Here is a 15,893-nt window from a genome sequence, read left to right on the forward strand (position 1 = left end):
CCAATGGATGCGCAAACCCTTCGAGCCCAAGCCTTCAAAGCCCTGCACGAACGTAGCGGGGCTTTTGTGATTCCCAATCCGTGGGACGCCGGCTCGGCAAAAATGCTCGCCAGCCTGGGCTTCGAGGCGCTGGCAACCACGAGTGCCGGATATGCCTTTTCCCAGGCACGTCCCGATGGCGGGCTGACCTTGGACGATACTCTGGCAAACGTCCGGGCGATTGTCGCCGCGACAGATCTGCCGGTGGCGGTGGACCTTGAAAACGGTTTTGCCGACAACCCCGCCGATTGCGCGAAAAGTATTCTGCGCGCGGCAGAGGCGGGCGCCGTCGGTGGTTCCATCGAAGACGCGACGGGTCGTGAGGGCGCTCCGATCTATTGCTTCGAACACGCCGTGACGCGCATCGAAGCTGCCGTCGCTGCCGCTCGCAGCTTGCCGTTCCCTTTCACGCTGACGGCGCGGGCCGAGAATTTCCTGCATGGCAATCCGGATCTCGACGATACGATTCGCCGCTTGCAGGCTTTCGCCGAAGCCGGGGCCGACGTGTTGTATGCGCCAGGCTTGCGCAGCGCTGAAGACGTATTGTCGGTGGTCCGCGCCGTGGCGCCGAAGCCGGTGAACATCTTGATGTCCGGTGGCTTGAAGCTGACCGTGCAGGAGTTGAGCGAAATGGGCGTCAAACGCATCAGCGTCGGTTCGGCGCTGGCCTTGGCGGCGTTGGGCGAGTTCTACCGCGCCGCTGAAGAGATCAAAACGTCGGGCACCTTCGGCTTCACCTCGCGCTCCATGCCGTACGTCCAGGCCAATCAATTGTTCAAAGGCTGACGATGCGGTTCCGCTGGTGGCTGTTGCTGGTGCTGTTGATCATCGCTGCGACGGGTGTGAGCGCGTGGCGCGGTTGGCTGCAAGTGCCGCCGCAGTGGAACCCTTGGGCACCGCTGGACGTGAAGGCCACGCCGAACCTGCTGACCCGCTACAAACTGATGCGCCTGCGCGATGATCCACAACTGTGTGAGCAGGCTTTGGGCAGCTCCGGGTTGCGCGTGACCCGTCAGGCCGACAGCCCTGACGCCAAATGCCCGCTGACCGATGCCCTGCGTGTGCAGGGCGGTGATGTGGCGTTGAACAGCAGCTTTCTCGCCAGTTGCCGTCTGGCTGTATCGTTTGCACTGTTCGAGCATCATGCCCTGCAACCGGCGGCGCAGTTGGTTTACGGGCAAGCGGTGGCGCGGGTCGACCACCTCGGCAGTTTTGCCTGCCGCAATGTCTACGGCCGCGAGAATGGCCGACTCAGTCAGCACGCGTCAGCCAATGCGCTGGATATCGCCGGTTTTCGCCTGGCTGACGGTCGAACCATCAGCGTGCTCAAGGATTGGCCCAAGGGTAATCAGGACGCGCAGTTTCTGAGGCTGGTTCGCGATGGCGCCTGCGGTTTGTTCAGTGTGGTGTTGAGCCCGGATTACAACGCCGCCCATCGCAATCACTTTCATGTGGATGTCGGGCCGTGGTGGGTGTGTCGCTGAGGAGGTCGTTGAAACTTATGCGGCGAGGCGCAGGTTCTGCAGGATGATTGGGCGTGCCCAGCCGTTATCGAAATCGAGTTGTTTCTGTTGCGCCACCAATTCTTCCGGCGAGAACGGCGGGAACGGCTTATCGAGCAAGTCGAGTTCGAACTCGGCGATCGGCAGGTGCAGCGGGCGCGGTTGCGGTGCCGGGCCGGCCTCTGGCAGCGGTTGACCGGCGGTCAACACGATCGGACGGACCCAGCCGCTTTCGAAGTTCTGCTGTTGTTGCTGAGCAACGATCTCTTCTGCCGGGAACGGTGGGAAAGGCTTGTCGGCCAGGTCCATTTCGAATTCGGCAATCGGCAGGAACAGCGGCTCGGGCGGGCGAATTTCGTTGTCCTTCACGTCGCATTCGCGCTGGGAAACGATGTGCGCCAGCAGGTCGCTGCCGACGGTGGGTTCAACCGGGCTTTCGAGATCGACCGGTGGAAAGTTCAGCGATTCAGGCAGCACTTCACCCGACTGTTCGGCCAGCGCTCGGGCAAAGAAATCCTGCCAGATGTGGCTGACGCCGCTCAGTGCCTGGGTGTTTCGCAGGTTGTAGTCGCCGTAGGGCGAGATAAAACCTGTGAATGTGGGTTGAATGTCTGACATTTCTCTCGGTCGACGCTCAGCTCTGGCAAAATGCTCGATAGTTTTGTTATCGGCAGTTTTTGCCGATCATTAATTTTTTGAGCGTGTTTTCTGATGATTGATCAACCCGCGGCCTGCCGCATCCATGTCGAGGCTCTGAGCACGAACTTTCAGCCACAGGCCGAGCAATGGGCCGAGCGCCTGGGCCTGCCGCTGCAGGTGGCTGACGGCGAGTTTGCGTTGCAGGTGGGTGACCAGGGTTTGCAGCTGCAACAGCTGGGGCCGGACGCACCGGGCCCGGTGCGGGTGGACTTCGTCGAAGGTGGCGCGGCGCATCGACGGTTGTACGGTGGTGGCAGCGGGCAGATGATCGCCAAGGCCGTTGGCGTCGCCCAGGGCGTGCGCCCTCGTGTGCTGGACGCTACGGCGGGGTTGGGCAAGGATGCGTTCGTCCTGGCGAGCCTGGGTTGCGAAATGAGCCTGATCGAGCGTCAGCCGCTGATTGGCGCTTTGCTGGAGGATGGTCTGGCCCGTGGCGCGGAAGATTTCGACGTGGCGCCCATCGTGGCGCGCATGCGCTTGCTCAAGGGCAACTCGATCGAAGTGATGCGCAACTGGGAAGGCGAACCGCCGCAGGTGATCTACCTCGATCCGATGTTCCCGCATCGTGAGAAAACTGCGCTGGTGAAGAAGGAAATGCGTCTGTTCCGGCCGTTGGTGGGGGATGATCCGGATGCGCCGGCGCTGCTTGAAGCGGCACTTGCGCTGGCCAGCCACCGGGTGGTGGTCAAGCGGCCGCGCAAGGCGCCGTGTATTGAAGGGCCGAAGCCGAGCCATGCGCTGGATGGCAAATCCAGTCGGTATGACATTTACCCGAAGAAAGCGCTGAAGCCCTGAGACCGAGTTGCCCCCATCGCGAGCAAGCTTTGCTCCTACAGTTTGATGTCGTTTACATATCTTGTGATCGCCCCAAATCTGTAGGAGCAAGGCTTGCCCGCGATGGCGTCGGCACCGGCGCTGAAAATCCAAAGGTCGGCTAAGGCCGATACGCCCGCATAAACAACCCCACCACTTCCAGCACATGGCTCTCGGCGGCCTCGTCATCCAACGGCTCACCACAACCAAACAGCAACCGGAAATTCGCCGCGCCCTTGAGCAGGCAGAAGAAGTGTTCCGCTGCATTGCGCGGTTTATCGATGCTCAGCACGCCGCTTTCGTTGACCTTGCTCAGCAAGCGTTCCATACCGTCCAGCATGCGCTGAGGCCCGGCCTCGAAGAAGATCAGTGAGAGGTTCGGGTCCTGACTGCCCAGCGCCATGATCAAACGGTGCAGGTTCAGCGATTCGTCACTGTTGATCAGATGATGAAAACCGCGTGCGATGTTCAACAGCACGGTTTCCACCGCCACACCTTCCGGCAGTTCGAAAAACAGCGGCGGCAATTGCTCTTCGCACTTCGCCACCACGGCAGCGGAGAACAGCGTCTCCTTGTCGTTGAAATGACTGTAGACGGTCAGCTTTGACACGCCGGCCTCGGCTGCGACGGCATCCATGCTGGTATTGGCATAACCCTTGGTCAAAAACAGCGTCTTCGCTGCATCGAGGATCGCCTGGCGCTTGACCAAATCCTTGGGTCTGCCTGGGCCATTGGGTGCTGAAAGATTGTTCGGCATATTCGCTTTTATTACTGGACTGGTGAGTTTGCTATTAATAACATACTCGCCAGTATAATTATTCCAAGCACCATTAGCGAAAGGTCCTTCACCATGTTCCGCTATGCCTTGCCCCTCGCATTGCCAGTCAGCCTGGCGTTTTTATTGACTGCGTGTGGTCATGAAGAGGCGCCGCAAGTCAGCGTTCGCCCGGCCATGGTGGTTCAGCCAGAGCCTTCGGCGCAGGCGACCGAAAGCTATCCCGGTGAAGTCCGTGCCCGTTTTGAACCGGATCTCGCGTTCCGCATCGGCGGCAAAGTCAGCCGACGACTGGTCGACGAAGGGCAGCGAGTCAAGGCCGACCAACCGTTGGCCGAGCTCGATCCCCAGGACGTGCGCCTGCAACTGGAAGCCACCCGCGCCCAAGTCGCCGCCGCCGAGGCCAATCTGAACATGGTGCGCTCCGAGCGTGATCGCTACAAAACGCTGATGGAGCGTCAACTGGTCAGCCGCTCGCAGTACGACAATCACGAAAACCTTTACCGCTCCGGTGAAGCGCGTCTCAAACAAATCAAAGCCGAATTCAACGTCTCGACCAATCAGGCCAGTTACGCGGTGCTGCGTGCGCCGCAGGACGGCGTGGTGGCCAAGCGCGCGGTGGAAGTCGGGCAAGTGGTGGCCGCGGGGCAAACCGTGTTCACGCTCGCCACCGATGGCGAGCGTGAAGTGTTGATCAGCCTGCCGGAGCAGAGCTTCGGTCGCTTCAAGGTTGGCCAACCGGTGTCGGTGGAACTGTGGACGCAACCGGATCAGCGCTTCGCCGGGCATATCCGCGAACTGTCGCCAGCCGCCGATCCGAAGTCCCGTACTTTTGCCGCGCGCATCGCGTTCAATGCCGGCAAAGTCCCGGCCGAGCTGGGGCAGAGCGCCCGGGTGTTTGTGCAGACTGCCGAAGTCATCCCGTTGTCGGTTCCGCTTTCGGCTCTGACCGCAGAGGGCGGCGTGACCTACGTCTGGGTGGTCAGCGCCAACAACACCTTGAAGAAGACCCCGGTGCGGGTCGGTGCCTTCGGCGAGAAAACCGTCCCGGTGTTCGAAGGCCTCAACGCCAGCGACTGGGTGGTGGCCGCCGGCGTCCATGTGCTGCTCGACGGGCAACAAGTGCGCCCGGTGGATCGCTCCAACCGCGTGGTCAATCTGGCGGACAAGGAGTAATCCCCGATGGGTTTCAATCTTTCCGCCTGGGCGCTGCGCAATCGCCAGATCGTACTGTTCCTGATGCTCTTGCTGGCCATCGTCGGCGCATTGTCCTACACCAAACTCGGCCAGAGCGAAGACCCGCCGTTCACCTTCAAAGCCATGGTCATCCGCACCAACTGGCCGGGGGCGACTGCGCAGGAAGTCTCGCGCCAAGTCACCGAGCGTATTGAAAAGAAGCTGATGGAAACCGGCGAGTACGAGCGCATCGTCTCGTTCTCCCGACCGGGCGAGTCCCAGGTGACGTTCATTGCCCGCGATTCCATGCACTCGGTGGACATCCCGGAGCTTTGGTATCAGGTGCGCAAGAAGGTCAGCGACATCCGCCATACCTTGCCGCCGGGGATTCAGGGGCCGTTCTTCAACGATGAATTCGGCACCACCTTCGGCAACATCTACGCATTGACCGGCGACGGCTTCGACTACGCGGTGCTCAAGGATTACGCCGACCGCATCCAGATCCAGCTACAACGGGTCAAGGACGTGGGCAAGGTCGATCTGCTCGGCTTGCAGGACGAAAAGATCTGGATCGAACTCTCCAACGTCAAACTCGCCACCCTGGGCTTGCCGTTGGCGGCGGTGCAACAGGCGCTTGAAGAACAGAATGCGGTCTCCACCGCCGGCTTCTTCGAAACCACCAGCGAGCGATTGCAGCTACGGGTCTCGGGGAATTTTCAGACGGTCGATGAGATCAAGAACTTCCCGATTCGCGTCGGCGATCGTACGTTCCGCATTTCCGATGTAGCCAACGTACGACGTGGCTTCAACGATCCACCGGCACCGCGTATGCGCTTCATGGCGGAGGATGCGATCGGTCTGGCCGTGGCCATGAAGGATGGTGGCGACATCCTGGTGCTGGGCAAAGCGCTGGAAGTCGAATTCGCCCGCATCCAGAAAAACCTTCCGGCCGGCATGCAACTGCGCAAGGTTTCCGATCAGCCCGCGGCAGTGAAAACCGGCGTTGGCGAGTTCGTCCAGGTGCTGGTGGAAGCATTGGCGATTGTGTTGCTGGTGAGCTTCTTCTCCCTCGGCGTGCGCACCGGCATGGTGGTGGCGCTGGCGATTCCGTTGGTGTTGGCGATGACCTTCGCCTGCATGTATTACCTGGGCATCGGTCTGCACAAGATTTCCCTCGGCGCATTGGTATTGGCCCTGGGCTTGCTGGTGGACGACGCGATCATCGCCGTGGAAATGATGGCGATCAAAATGGAGCAAGGCTTCGACCGGATCAAAGCCGCGAGCTATGCCTGGACCAGTACCGCGTTCCCGATGCTCACCGGCACGCTGATCACTGCTGCCGGGTTCCTGCCAATCGCCACGGCGCAATCCGGTACTGGCGAATACACCCGCTCAATCTTCGAGGTCGTCACTATCGCGCTGTTGGCGTCGTGGGTGGTGGCCGTGGTTTTTGTACCGTTCCTCGGTGAAAAACTCCTGCCGGACCTTGCGAAAATTCATGCAGCCAAACATGGCACGGGCCAACCTGATCCTTACGGCACACCGTTCTATCAGCGCGTCAGACGACTGGTGGAGTGGTGCGTGCATTGGCGCAAAACCGTGATTCTGGCGACCGTGGTGTTGTTCATTGCCTCCATCGTGCTGTTCCGCTTCGTGCCGCAGCAATTCTTCCCGGCTTCGGGTCGACTGGAATTGATGGTCGACCTGAAACTGGCCGAAGGCGCTTCCTTGAGCAACACCGCCGATGAGGTCAAACGCCTCGAAGCGCTGCTCAAGGACAAGGCGGGAATCGACAACTACGTGGCCTACGTCGGCACGGGTTCGCCGCGGTTTTATCTGCCACTGGATCAGCAATTGCCTGCGGCGAGTTTTGCCCAGTTTGTCGTCCTGGCGAAAACCATCGAAGAGCGTGAAAGCCTGCGCACCTGGTTGATCGCGACTCTCAACGAACAATTCCCGGCCCTGCGCTCGCGGGTCACTCGTCTGGAGAACGGCCCGCCGGTTGGTTATCCAGTGCAGTTCCGCGTCACCGGTGAACACATCGAGGAAGTCCGCGCACTGGCCCGCAAAGTCGCGGCCAAGGTTCGCGAAAATCCGCACGTGGCCAATGTTCACCTGGACTGGGAAGAGCCGAGCAAAGTCGTGTACCTGAACATCGATCAGGACCGTGCCCGGGCACTTGGCGTGAGCACGGCGAACCTGTCGAAGTTCTTGCAGAGCTCGCTGACCGGTTCCAGTGTCAGCCAGTATCGCGAAGACAACGAGTTGATCGAGATCCTGCTACGCGGCACCGCGCATGAGCGTACCGAGCTGTCGTTGCTGCCAAGCCTGGCGGTGCCGACCGACAACGGTCGCAGCGTGGCCCTGTCGCAGATCGCGACCCTGGAATACGGCTTTGAAGAGGGCGTGATCTGGCACCGCAATCGCCTGCCCAACGTGACTGTTCGTGCGGACATTTATGGCAAGGAACAACCGGCGACGTTGGTGAAGCAGATCATGCCGACCCTCGATCCGATTCGTGCTGAACTGCCGGACGGCTATTTGCTGGATGTCGGTGGCACGGTGGAAGATTCGGAGCGTGGGCAGAAGTCGGTCAACGCCGGTGTGCCGATGTTCATCGTCGTGGTGCTGACGTTGCTGATGCTGCAACTGCGCAGTTTCTCACGCACGGCGATGGTGTTTCTGACGGCGCCATTGGGGTTGATCGGGGTGACGCTGTTCCTGATGGTGTTCCGTCAGCCGTTTGGTTTTGTCGCCATGCTCGGGACCATCGCCTTGTCGGGGATGATCATGCGTAACTCGGTGATTCTGGTGGATCAGATCGAGCAGGATATCAAGGCAGGGTTGAAGCCTTGGCAGGCGATTATCGAGGCGACGGTGCGGCGGTTCCGGCCGATTGTGTTGACGGCGCTGGCGGCGGTGTTGGCGATGATTCCGTTGTCGCGCAGTGTGTTTTTCGGGCCGATGGCGGTGGCGATCATGGGGGGGTTGATTGTGGCTACGGCGTTGACGCTGCTGTTTTTGCCGGCCCTCTATGCTGCTTGGTTCCGCGTCAAGAAAGAGCCCGTTTGACTTGGCGGCCTTCGGGCCGACCAGGTTCATGGTTGACGGTGTACATATCCATTCCTGCGGTAATGGCGGCTTATGGTTTCGCCCTTACGGCGACTCACTTTTTTGACAAACGCCTCAAAAAAGTAAGCAAAAAAACGCTCGCCCCGAACGTACCGCCCCTCGCTGGGGCTCGGGGTTCCTTCGCTACGGTATCCATCCGGGGACACTGCCCTCCGGTCTGCTACGCGACGACCTACATGCAGCGTGTTCGACTGCGTCGAACGGCGCTGCGCGCCACTCCCCGGATGAACACCTCCACTCAGCGTCCCGAGGGGGCGGGTGAATCAAGATCAAAAGCGGCAGGCGAGCTAACGCTCGACCTGTTGAGTGGTGAAGAGCTTGGGTGTACGCCGATCCATTGTAGGAGTGAGCCTGCTCGCGATGGCGCCCTGACAGCCGACCAATCCCTTCCGGATATACGCAGCCCAACTGTAGGAGCAAGGCTTGCCCGCGATGACGCCCTGCCAGCCAACCAATCTCTTCCAGACATACCCAATCCAAACTGTGGGAGCCAGCCTGCTGGCGATGGCGACCTGCCAGCCAAACATTCAGACCTTTCCCACAAGACTTTCAGGTTGTCCGTCGGAAGCGCGATCTCTAGCCTTTGACCGTCGCTGCCAATTCAGCGACCGGGACTGCAAGCCCGCCAATAGTTTGTTAGGTGCCTACTATGGGAGCTTCGCAATGATCAAAGACACTCCAAATTCTTCCGCCACGGAATCGGAAAAACCAACGAGAGTTTCCCACCGTCCCTGCCCAATCTTCACCATCCGTCCAGGCATCAACTCCGAAACCCTACTCGTCCACGCCTACGAAACCCTCGCCTCGGCCAATGTGATGGCCACAGAGTTGTCATCCACCCTGACCGGTCCAACCTGCAATCTGGTGTTGGGTATTCAGCAGATGATTGTCCTGGCGCAATTATCGGTGAACGGCGTGCTGGACCAACTCGACCCACAGCACTAGCACAACAAAAAGCCAGCTGAGTCCGTACAGGTCGGCGGGCAAACATCGTTCCTACACAAATCTCAGACTCGTCTGATATTGAGACTCAAAGATCCAGGTGTTGTACTCGAGAGTCCGGTTTACGAGCGTTTGAGTCATCACCCATGAAAAATCCGCCCAGGTTGAGGGGAAGGTCTGATCCGGTGTTCGATCGGCTTGGTCAATCACCGCACAAGGAGCGCCTTTGCGACTACCTCGCGTTGCTCAAGCCTCTGGATGATCGGGGGCGTTACCTGCCATTCGATGCATTGCGCTATCGCTGGGCGCCGGGGCTGGATTCGAATCTGTGCTGGGCCTTGGTCATGAAAGCCCGGGCTGCACAATATTCGCGCCTTATGTCCTTGGGTGAACCTTCCCGGTGGCTGCAATTCGTGATGACGCCGTTGGCGCAAAAAGGCATTTCTGCGGTGGACCGGCAAACGACAACCGCGGTGTTGGAGTACATGACCAGCCAGATCGGCGAGCGTGCGCATTTCACTTATCTGCTCAATGATCTGATCGAAGACGAAGCCATCAGCAGCAGCCAGCTCGAAGGTGCGGCTACCACGACACGCGTGGCCAAGGACATGCTCAAGCGTCATCGCCTGCCGCGCACGCCGGATGAGCGAATGGTCATCGGTAACTTCAAGATGATGAACTTTGCCTGGGAGCAGCGTTACGAGCCTCTGAGCGTTGAGTTGATCGCGGCGATGCATCGCGTAGGTGTCGAGGGTATCGATGATCCGCGGTATTCGCCGGGAGTCTTCAGAAGCAACGATGACGTCGTGGTGCAAGATGGCGAGGGCAACACCGTTCATACGCCGCCACCGGCAGCAGGTCTCGCGTCACGTTTGCAGGTGTTGGTGGCGTGGATCAACCATTCCCAAAACAACCCCCTTCAAGCGAATTACCTTCATCCGTTGATCAAAGGCATCGCGCTGCATTTTTCACTCGGTTACGAGCATCCCTTTCGCGACGGCAACGGTCGGGTCGCAAGGGCGCTGTTCTACTGGTTCATGTTCAAGAATGATTTCTCGGCGTTCCGTTACATCGCGATCAGCGTTTTGTTGCGCAGTGCGCCGGTCAAGTATGGGCGCTCGTATCTGGATACCGAGGCGGACGACCTGGATCTGACGTATTTCATCGACTTCCAGTGTTCGGTGGTATTGCGAGCTGTAGGCAGTTTTACCGAGGCATATCGGAAGAGTCTGATCGATGCGCAGCAGTTCGATTGCTGGTTGCAGGAGAGCGGTTTTCTCGAGCAGCTCACGGAGAAACAGCGGGCATTGTTCCAAGTGGCCAAGAGCGGAATGGCCAAGGAGTTTACGGCGGGCAATGTGAAGGAAAATCTGGGTTGCTCTTACAACTCGGCATCGGCCACGTTGAATGGGCTGGTTGAGTTGAAGTTTTTTGAGAAACGCAGGATGGGGCGGGAGTGGGTGTACTTTTTGCGGTCGGTTTCCGTGTCTTGAACCATTGTGGGAGCCAGCCTGCTGGCGATGAGGCCATGTCAGTCGACTTCAACGTTGACTGACACACCGCAATCGCGAGCAGGCTCACTCCTACAGTTTTGGTGCTGCGATTAGAGCGTACCAAACACCTTCTTCGCCAAACTGGTCGCCGCAGCCGCCGGGTTCTGGCGGATGGTTTCTTCCTGTTTACCAATCATTTCGAACAAGCCGTTCAGTGCCTGTTCGGTGACGTAGCTTTCGATGTTGGCATTCTTGGTGTCGATCACGCCCATGGTCGCGGCTTGGCCGGCGAATGAGTTGTATTGCTGGGCCAGGCCGACCTTGTCGGTGGCTTGCTTGACGATCGGCAGGAACTTGGCGCGAATCTGTTCGCGGCTGGTTTTGTTCAGGTACTGGGTAGCCGAATCGTTGCCACCGCTGAGGATGCCCTTGGCGTCTTCCACGGACATTTTCTTCACTGCATCCACGAGGATCGGCTGGGCCTGGGTCACGGCGGTTTCCGCCGCTTTGTTCATGCTGGTTTCCAGTTGATCGACCTGATCGCCCATGCCGAACTGTTTCATTTTGCTGGCGACTTTACCCAGTTTGCCCGGCAGTTCGATTTTTACGTCGGGATTGTTGCTGAAGCCACCCGGAGTGCCGAGTTGTTTTACGGCCAGTTGCGCGCCTTGGGTCAAGGCATCCTTGAGTCCGCCGGTGGCGTCTTTCTGCGACAGGTCGCTGAGGGACAGCGCCATCGCGCTGGCACTGATCATCAAACCTACGCACAGGCCGGCGAAGCGAAGGGTAGGGCGGAACATGGTGGCTTTCTTGTACAAAAAGAGAGTTAGCGGACGGCGTCGACGCGTATTTTCAGCGGTTGCGGGTCTTTGCCATCGAGCTGCACGGCATGGTTTTCGGTGGTGATGAACATCAGCTTACCGTCGACTTCGATGCGCGCGCTGACCGAGTAGCGATGCCCAGGTTTAACCTGCGCCGGATCGTAACTCAGATGAAACGGCAGCGGCACCTGTCCTTTGACCTGACCTTTCTGTTCGTCGAGGACTACCGCCGGAGCGTCGGCCAGGGAAATGTCCTGCAGGCTGACGCTCAACATCGCGCTCGGTGGCAAGGCACTGCGTTGCAGATAGAAGACTTCGCCATCGAGGCTGGCTTTCGGAGCAGGTTGCATGGATTGGCAGGCGCCGAGCAAAACGGTAAGTCCAAGCAGAAAGATTTTTTTCATGATGAGGGTCCTTGTCATTGGCGCCCGAAGTAGACAGGCGCCAACGATAATCTAGCGGGTTTTCCCGGCAATATCGCCCGGCGACTCGTCGTGCTTATGGGCGATCCGGATTACGGGTACCGCGTGGGCGTTCGTCGTAGGCATGGACCAGTACTTCCTGAGGTGCCAGGTAGGCAGCGTCCAGTATTACCGGGTGATGTTGGGTGGTTACAAAAATCAGCTTATCGTCGTGTTTGATTTGGGCACTGATTGCATACCGGTGACCAGGCACGACATCAGCTACACGATACGTCAGGTTAAAGTTCAATCCTGCCGTTCCTGCATCAGGGATAACTTGCTGGTCGAGTAATTTTCCGGGTACGTCGGATACAGAGACATCCTGCAAACTGACGTAAAGTTTTGAGTTCGGCGCCAGTGCAATCCTTTCCAGGTAATGCACTTTGCCACTGATGGTCCTGACGGGTTCGTTGCTCATATTGATTTCCTTATCAATGAATCGCCGGAATTGGCGAGCGCCCAGCATAGGGTCGATACCACGATTTCTATGTAGGGAAAATCCTGCGATTGGCGACGAAGGGGGAGTGGTATGAGTCAGAAGCATCCTTGCTTCAGCCATAAAACGACGTGCAGTGATCCGAATGAAATCAGATCGGCGTTACCAATTCCGCTGCATCTTCACTGCGATGCACCGCCACCTGACGGATCGACAGACGAATATCCGCCGGCAACACCCGTTTGGCCGCGCCTTCGGCCAGTTCGCCGAGCAGTTCGTGGTAGCTCAACTTGCCCGCTTCATCTCGCTTGAGCACGTCGAGGTCGAGCAGGGTCTGGATGAAGTGGCGGAACAGGCTCTTGTCGAAGAATTCCGGGGCGTTGAGGCCGTGGAGGATCGACAGGCGCTGGGCCATCACCGTGCACAGGTCTTCCAGTTCTTCGGCGCTGATGCTGTTCTGGCCGCTGTTGAGCAGCAAGGAAACCGTCATGTAGAAGCGCTGCAGAGTCTGGGCGATGCTCTTCGACAGCAGCGTCAGCAACACGAAATGCCGCGAGCTTGGTGCCGGACGCAGGTACACGTTGTTTTCGAAGCGCAGCAGGCCTTGTTCGACGAAGGCTTCCAGCCATTGATCGATCACCGCATCCAATTCATTCAGCGACCAGCGAATGAACAGCTCGGCTTGCAGGTACGGGTACAGCGCGCGGGTGTAGCGCAGGATCTGTTCGCGACTCATGCGCGACGCGCTCTGGAAGAAACTCGCCAGCAGCGCAGGTAACGCGAAGATGTGCAAAACGTTGTTGCGGTAGTAGGTCATCAGGACGGCGTTCTGTTCGTCCAGATAGAGAATCTTGCCCAAGGCATCGCTCTGCTCGGACAGCAGATCCATGTCCTTCACATGTTCGATCAACGCGCGGCCGTCACCTTCCGGCAAGGTGGTGTGCGGTGAGTACGGGACTTTGCGCAACAGCGCCAGATACAGGTCGAGCACCCGCGCCATGGCGCGGTCGTCCAGGGCCAGGCGGCTGGTGGACAGTAGTGCCAGTGCAACGAGGTTGACCGGGTTGATTGCCGCCGCTTCGTTCAGGTGCTGGGCGACTTTCTCGCCGAGGCGATTGGTGGTTTCGTTGAGCCAGGCCGGTTTGAACTGCGGGCCGAGTTCCTGTTGGCGCCAGTCAGGCTGTTCGCTGTCGAGGAATTCCGCCAGTTTGATCGGCTCGCCGAAGTTCACCGCCACCTGACCGAAGCGCTGCTTGAGCGCGCCGATGACTTTGAAAATATCGAAGATCGACTCTTTCTTCTTGGCCGCGCCGCGCAACTCGCCAAGATAGGTTCGCCCTTCCAGTACGCGCTCGTAGCCGATGTACACCGGCACGAACACGATGGGCATCCGCGACGAACGCAGGAAGCTGCGCAGGGTGATCGCCAGCATCCCGGTTTTCGGTTGCAGCATGCGCCCGGTGCGCGAACGGCCGCCCTCGACGAAGTATTCGACAGGGAAGCCTTTGGTGAACAGGGTGTGCAGGTATTCGTTGAACACTGAGGTGTACAGCGGATTGCCCTTGAACGTGCGGCGCATGAAGAACGCGCCGCCGCGACGCAGCAGGCTGCCGATAACCGGCATGTTCAGGTTGATGCCGGCGGCGATGTGCGGCGGGGTCAGGCCGTTGCGGAACAGCAGATAGGAGAGCAGCAGGTAGTCGATGTGGCTGCGGTGGCACGGCACGTAGATCACTTCGTGACCCTGGGCGACCTTCTGCACGCCTTCGATGTGGTTGACCTTGATGCCGTCGTAGATCTTGTTCCAGAACCAGCTCAACACCACTTCCATGAAACGGATCGCTGTGTAGGTGTAGTCCGAGGCGATTTCGTTGCCATAGCGCAGCGCTTGAGCTTTGGCTTTCTCCGGTGAAATGTTCTCGCGTTCGGCTTCGTCGAGGATCGCTTGCTTGACCATCGGCTGGTTGAGCAGACCTTTGACCAGATTGCGCCGGTGGGAAATGTCCGGACCGATTACTGCAGCCTTCAGATTGCGGAAGTGCACCCGCAGGATGCGCTGGGCCATGCGCACGGTGCGTTCGTGCCCCTTGTTGTGCTCGATCAGCTCGCGCAGGTGAATCGGTGCGGAAAACTGCACGCGGGTCTTGCGCCCCAGCACGATGATGCTGAGCAAGCGACGCAGGCGCCCGGTGACAGCCCAACTGTCGGCGAACAGCAGTTTCCATGGGCTGTTTTCGCTGTCTGGCGATTGGCCCCAGAACACGCTGACCGGAATGATCTGCGCATCTTCGGCGGCGTTCTGGCTCAGGGCACTGACCAGGCGGGTCAAGGTTGGCGGCGCGCCGCGCTTGTCCTGGCGACCGAGCCAGTCCGGGTCTGGGGTCAGATAGAAGAACGCGGCCGGTTCCAGCAGGTTACCCACCGAGACCGGCAGCACCGGACGCGGCAGTCCAGCCTTGCTGCATTCGGTGTCGACCACGGCAAGGTCGGTCAGCGAAGGGTTTTGCAGGACGTAGAACACCGGACGACTGCGGTCGAGGTTGAGGGTGAACGACGACTGGTTGATCGTCTCCGAGCGAACCCAGAGGTAAAGCAGTCGGCGCAGGGTGCCAAACACAAGACGGCGGAACGGGGAACGGGTCATACGGCATCTGCGTGAGTGAATAAAACCGAGCGTTTGCTCGGGCGGTCGATAGTGTGCCGGATTCGCTGAAAATCGGCAAAAAAGCGCGGAAGTAAACTCTATTGAGAGTTTAACGACTGTCATATACTCGGCGGTCTGTCGCCGCTGCCTTCATTGGGCCAGCATGTGCAGGCTGACGTTCCCGAGGCTTTCCTGCGAAGAGCCCGATCAATAATAAAAAAGGGGTATGAACAAATGGCAACACGTGAAACCGGCAACGTGAAGTGGTTCAACGACGCCAAGGGCTACGGCTTCATTCAGCGCGAAGACGGGGTGGACGTGTTCGTGCACTACCGCGCGATTCGCGGTGAAGGCCACCGTTCACTGACTGAAGGCCAGCAGGTTGAGTATGCGGTGGTGACCGGAGAGAAAGGCTTGCAGGCTGAGGATGTGGTGGGGCTGTAATCCACTCTTCAGATCACGCAAAACTACTGTGGGAGCGGGCTTGCTCGCGAAAGCGGTGTGTCAGTCAAAGCTGATGTCGACTGATGTACCGCTTTCGCGAGCAAGCCCGCTCCCACATTTGGTCGGTGTCGTCGGCTGTTATGCGGTTTTCCAGGTGATCTCTTCTTCACCATCGGCGCTGATGCGAATCCAGCGATCCGCCGTCTCTTCGCCTTCTTCCTCGACCCACGTTCCCGGTGCGCAACGCACTTCAACGTTCAGCGCGGCAAACGCAGCGCGGGCGCAGGCGATGTCGTCGTCCCACGGCGTCTGGTCGCTTTCCAGATACAGGCTATTCCACTTTCCTACGGCTTTCGGTAACCAGGTCACCGGCACATTGCCGGCCTTGCACTTGTAGGTCTGGCCTTTCTGGACCCAGTCGGTGCACGGACCCAATGCCGCACCGAGCCACGCGGAAATGGCTTTGTGGTCGACGTCGGCGTCTTTCAGGTAAATCTCGATATCGGGTTGGCGCAT

The 15,893-nt window shown here is 59.1% G+C and carries 15 protein-coding genes; 8 read left to right on the top strand and 7 right to left on the bottom strand.

Going from position 1 to position 15,893, the window contains the following annotated elements; genetic code table 11:
- Window positions 1–3: 3 nt before the first annotated feature.
- Both V6Z53_RS08070 and V6Z53_RS08075 read left to right on the top strand, forming a co-directional pair.
- Window positions 4–825 carry an isocitrate lyase/phosphoenolpyruvate mutase family protein gene (locus V6Z53_RS08070; protein WP_338585007.1) on the top strand — a complete coding sequence of 274 codons (822 nt, stop codon included), beginning with the start codon at window positions 4–6 and terminating at the stop codon, window positions 823–825.
- 2 nt (window positions 826–827) lie between these two features.
- Window positions 828–1,523, top strand: a complete 696-nt coding sequence (locus tag V6Z53_RS08075; protein WP_338585008.1) for an extensin family protein — start codon at window positions 828–830, stop codon at window positions 1,521–1,523.
- A gap of 15 nt (window positions 1,524–1,538) precedes the next feature.
- Here the strand turns inward: V6Z53_RS08075 and V6Z53_RS08080 are convergent, their stop codons facing one another.
- Window positions 1,539–2,159 carry an energy transducer TonB gene (locus V6Z53_RS08080; RefSeq protein WP_338585009.1) on the bottom strand — a complete coding sequence of 207 codons (621 nt, stop codon included), beginning with the start codon at window positions 2,157–2,159 and terminating at the stop codon, window positions 1,539–1,541.
- 96 nt (window positions 2,160–2,255) lie between these two features.
- Between V6Z53_RS08080 and V6Z53_RS08085 the strand changes: the two genes are divergently transcribed.
- A complete protein-coding gene (locus V6Z53_RS08085; protein ID WP_338586463.1) occupies window positions 2,256–3,035 on the top strand; it encodes a class I SAM-dependent methyltransferase in 780 nt (259 codons plus the stop codon).
- Between the two features lie 139 nt (window positions 3,036–3,174).
- On the opposite strand, the gene V6Z53_RS08090 is transcribed toward V6Z53_RS08085, so the two are convergent.
- Window positions 3,175–3,810 carry a TetR/AcrR family transcriptional regulator gene (locus tag V6Z53_RS08090; protein ID WP_338585010.1) on the bottom strand — a complete coding sequence of 212 codons (636 nt, stop codon included), beginning with the start codon at window positions 3,808–3,810 and terminating at the stop codon, window positions 3,175–3,177.
- Window positions 3,811–3,903: 93 nt separating this feature from the next.
- Between V6Z53_RS08090 and V6Z53_RS08095 the strand changes: the two genes are divergently transcribed.
- The 4 genes from V6Z53_RS08095 (at window position 3,904) to V6Z53_RS08110 (ending at window position 10,571) form a co-directional block, all read left to right on the top strand.
- Window positions 3,904–5,004, top strand: coding sequence for an efflux RND transporter periplasmic adaptor subunit (locus tag V6Z53_RS08095; protein ID WP_338585011.1), 1,101 nt, complete (start codon window positions 3,904–3,906; stop codon window positions 5,002–5,004).
- Window positions 5,005–5,010: 6 nt separating this feature from the next.
- Window positions 5,011–8,076, top strand: coding sequence for an efflux RND transporter permease subunit (locus V6Z53_RS08100; RefSeq protein ID WP_338585012.1), 3,066 nt, complete (start codon window positions 5,011–5,013; stop codon window positions 8,074–8,076).
- 723 nt (window positions 8,077–8,799) lie between these two features.
- Window positions 8,800–9,081, top strand: coding sequence for a DUF6124 family protein (locus tag V6Z53_RS08105; RefSeq protein WP_338585013.1), 282 nt, complete (start codon window positions 8,800–8,802; stop codon window positions 9,079–9,081).
- Window positions 9,082–9,224: 143 nt separating this feature from the next.
- Window positions 9,225–10,571 carry a Fic family protein gene (locus V6Z53_RS08110; RefSeq protein ID WP_338585014.1) on the top strand — a complete coding sequence of 449 codons (1,347 nt, stop codon included), beginning with the start codon at window positions 9,225–9,227 and terminating at the stop codon, window positions 10,569–10,571.
- 110 nt (window positions 10,572–10,681) lie between these two features.
- Here the strand turns inward: V6Z53_RS08110 and V6Z53_RS08115 are convergent, their stop codons facing one another.
- The 4 genes from V6Z53_RS08115 to plsB all read right to left on the bottom strand — a co-directional run bounded on the left by V6Z53_RS08115 (window position 10,682) and on the right by plsB (window position 14,933).
- Entirely contained in the window at window positions 10,682–11,371 is a 690-nt protein-coding gene (locus V6Z53_RS08115) for a DUF4197 domain-containing protein (protein ID WP_338585015.1), read from the bottom strand.
- A gap of 26 nt (window positions 11,372–11,397) precedes the next feature.
- Window positions 11,398–11,796: a YbaY family lipoprotein gene (locus V6Z53_RS08120; protein ID WP_338585016.1), complete on the bottom strand. Its 399-nt coding sequence runs from the start codon at window positions 11,794–11,796 to the stop codon at window positions 11,398–11,400.
- A 94-nt stretch (window positions 11,797–11,890) separates the two neighbouring features.
- Entirely contained in the window at window positions 11,891–12,271 is a 381-nt protein-coding gene (locus tag V6Z53_RS08125; protein ID WP_338585017.1) for a YbaY family lipoprotein, read from the bottom strand.
- 169 nt (window positions 12,272–12,440) lie between these two features.
- Complete coding sequence (gene plsB / locus V6Z53_RS08130) at window positions 12,441–14,933, bottom strand: glycerol-3-phosphate 1-O-acyltransferase PlsB (protein WP_338585018.1); 2,493 nt, start codon at window positions 14,931–14,933, stop codon at window positions 12,441–12,443.
- A 234-nt stretch (window positions 14,934–15,167) separates the two neighbouring features.
- Between plsB and V6Z53_RS08135 the strand changes: the two genes are divergently transcribed.
- Complete coding sequence (locus V6Z53_RS08135; RefSeq protein ID WP_007964248.1) at window positions 15,168–15,377, top strand: cold-shock protein; 210 nt, start codon at window positions 15,168–15,170, stop codon at window positions 15,375–15,377.
- A 138-nt stretch (window positions 15,378–15,515) separates the two neighbouring features.
- Here V6Z53_RS08135 and V6Z53_RS08140 read toward each other — a convergent pair whose 3' ends face one another.
- Window positions 15,516–15,893 carry a hypothetical protein gene (locus tag V6Z53_RS08140; protein ID WP_046041100.1) on the bottom strand — a complete coding sequence of 126 codons (378 nt, stop codon included), beginning with the start codon at window positions 15,891–15,893 and terminating at the stop codon, window positions 15,516–15,518.

The sequence above is a fragment of the Pseudomonas sp. MAG733B genome (assembly GCF_036884845.1).
GTDB lineage: Bacteria > Pseudomonadota > Gammaproteobacteria > Pseudomonadales > Pseudomonadaceae > Aquipseudomonas.